The 2,677-nt window shown below is 53.7% G+C and carries 2 protein-coding genes and 1 pseudogene; 1 reads left to right on the forward strand and 2 read right to left on the reverse strand.

Features of this window, described 5'->3' with window-relative positions; genetic code table 11:
• The first annotated feature begins 436 nt into the window (after positions 1 to 436).
• Positions 437 to 739 (forward strand): hypothetical protein, encoded by a 303-nt coding sequence (locus tag ASD00_RS32955; protein WP_057211189.1) that lies wholly within the window; start codon positions 437 to 439, stop codon positions 737 to 739.
• Positions 740 to 1,258: 519 nt separating this feature from the next.
• Here ASD00_RS32955 and ASD00_RS32960 read toward each other — a convergent pair.
• The gene (locus ASD00_RS32960) at positions 1,259 to 1,534 is read right to left on the reverse strand and encodes a hypothetical protein (RefSeq protein ID WP_057211191.1); all 276 of its coding nucleotides are present in this window, start codon (positions 1,532 to 1,534) and stop codon (positions 1,259 to 1,261) included.
• A gap of 156 nt (positions 1,535 to 1,690) precedes the next feature.
• Positions 1,691 to 1,899: pseudogene (locus tag ASD00_RS32965) on the reverse strand (cold-shock protein).
• Positions 1,900 to 2,677: the final 778 nt, after the last annotated feature.

A 2,677-nucleotide genomic window follows, 5' to 3' on the forward strand; every position in this document is an offset into this window, starting at 1 on the left:
GCGCGAGGCGGCACTCACGGCTGCTGCAAGAGCTGAGGCCGAAGCGCGCGAAGCCGCCGACAAGAACCGCATTTCACGCGTGATCGAGGACGAGGCTGCTCGCAAGGCCGAGCGCGACCGGCGTTACGCCAACCGCAAGGCACGGCAGGCTTAAAAGATCAGTCGAAAAACTCAGTGGGGGTGGTGGTCAGCATCGAAAGCGCATTATGCTCCGTGGCGAGACTGCTCCCCTTAGGTGGTTGTGCTCGGCTCGACTTTGGCCGTCACTCTTCGTAGCGTCGTTGACAGTGCTTGTGGCTTGGCAACGTGCTAACGGCTGTGTGGTTTGGTGCACACCAACGCCGCTCCTATAGACCACCAGAGCACGCCCCTGAGACCGCTATCCTACATTGAACATGACATCTAATGGTCCGCGCTGAAGCAAAAAGGTAGCAAAATGGACGAGAAACATCCCTATGCAAAGAAGCAGTTCTTTGCAGCCGTGCGAACGCTCGCGGCGTCTGCCGACAGCATTCAGACTCGTCTGATCGAAGCAAATACCAGCATTTTGACGGTAACCATCGATGAGTTTGATAAAGACATCGAACTCAAGATCAAGTTTGCCAGAATACTGGACCTTCTCGCCGTTGATCGAGACGACATGGAAGAGGTCGCCATTGAAACTGCGGCGCACATGACTGAATCGGAGGCGATGATAGTCGCGGAACTGATTTGTGACTTTTTCGAAGAGCTAGACTGACTTCAGTCAATGCGCAGGTGCGCTGGGATCGAAAAACATGGGGTAATCGCGGCGCGATCGTCCTAAGACTTTTTCATAAGATGATACCCAACGCTTGTGGCTGACATTATCCGGAAGAACGCGCCGCACGCCAAACGCGTCGTCTTGAGCTTCTGGAGAGGCAGACGTCTTTGGCAGGCATATAATATACCTGAATGTAGACAGAGCGCGGAGCTCCGTCCGGCCTCATCCCGATACGGGCATTTTGCCTTTGCGGGAGAAAACGGCATCGATTCCGTCGGGACCATTTCGCGCGTATCTGCTAAAGAACCGATAGACTCAGGGAACCAGCCCAGCGCAATTGGCCTTCAGACCGCCACTGCACGAATCCTGATCCATCGGGCGACAATCTCTCCCTGGGTAACTATGCGATCAGCAAATTAAGCGTCCAAATCGGGTTGATGATGCACCTGCTGATGAGGCTCGGTCTGGGTCGAGACGTAAATCGCAATTGTACAAAGCTAGGAGGCCGACGCAGTTTCACACTCTGTCATACGTGAACGACGTCAAAAGCGTGGTGACGAAATTGCTCGCCTTCTCCTTAACGAGAACCTCTGTCCACTCGTCAGTTCCTCGCAACGTAAGGCCGGAATAGATACTGTCCACCGCGGCTTCTTCGATGCGCCTTATATGCGACCTGAACACGGCTTCGTCGCCGGTCTTGTACATATCCCGGACGACCATTCTTAGAATTTCCTGTATGGCGATCTGCCATGCCGTATTGATTGCCTGAAGCTCATCGGGTTTCTCAGTCATCAGCTCTCACGTGCTTGAGCCCGCATTGCGAACGCGATCGACAAGACCGCTGCCGTTCGGGCATAAAAAAAGCTAGGCGATCTCGCCTGACCTCGATTGGATAAACTGCTTTCAACAGTGCCAGTACATCAGTGGTCAACGGAAAGCAGTTACGGACTAAATAACCTGCAGATTGCAAGCGGACACCTTGCCCGACTTGTTGTCGCGCTCAAGTCAAAGCCAATCTTCTGGCCTTCTACGATTTCCCGCATTCCAGCGCGCTCGACGGCAGAGATGTGAACGAATGCGTCAGCGTCGCCGTTGTCAGGCTGGATGAAGCCGAAGCCTTTGGTGGAATTAAACCATTTTACGGCGCCAGCGGCCATGATGAACCCTTTCATAGCAATAGAGATGACCGCTACGCAAAAAAGCGTTGCGGTCGAGAATAACGATCTTTGAAGGGAAGATCCGTTCAAGGCGCGGCGCCAAACGGGCTGTAACCAAAGCTCAGCAACCAAATATCGACAGCCGTTTTGATAGACGTGTTCCGTGCGCACGTCAACTTTTAGTTTTTTCACCCGTCGACATCTACTTTCATGAGCACTGTGATTACATGCGATTACGACCGGATGATCGACGTGACTGACGTTTCGAGAAAGACAAATTTAACGGCTACACGCCTTTCCAAGGCGTCGATGCGCCGCCGCGGTAACCAATCAAGGGCTTCAAGAAAGTGCTGCATCCTTTCATACCAATCGGCACCAAGGCACGGCTGCACTGGCGTCGGTGCAATGCCGTCAACGGCCGGAGCGCAACCAGGCCGGAAACGCCGCCTCAGTAGGCACCATCGCCGCACGCGCATTGTCGGTAGGTGCGGAGATAGTCGATGCGATTGTCCACTATCTGTTATCCGGATTCGCGAGAATGCTGAACGATACAACACCTTCGTCCTCCAAAGTCAAAACTCTAAGCAAATCGTGTCGTTTACATTCCCGATCTTATACACTGAAGTGAGACTTTCCTTCTCGACGGTGAGTTCAATAAGGACTGGAAAATTCTCGCCCCACTGAGGCCCGCGGCGCGCGCGATGTCTACGAGTTGAAGCGGGGTCGCTAGGTTCATTTCGATGAACTCTACGGCGCGCTTGAGCCGCCATGGTGCGAG

Source organism: Ensifer sp. Root31 (assembly GCF_001424825.1).
Taxonomy (GTDB): Bacteria; Pseudomonadota; Alphaproteobacteria; order Rhizobiales; family Rhizobiaceae; genus Ensifer; species Ensifer canadensis.

Coding starts and splice junctions, on each gene's coding strand:
- ASD00_RS32955 (WP_057211189.1), top strand. CDS start 437: ATGGACGAGAAACATCCCTATGCAAAGAAGCAGTTCTTTGCAGCCGTG.
- ASD00_RS32960 (WP_057211191.1), bottom strand. CDS start 1,534: ATGACTGAGAAACCCGATGAGCTTCAGGCAATCAATACGGCATGGCAG.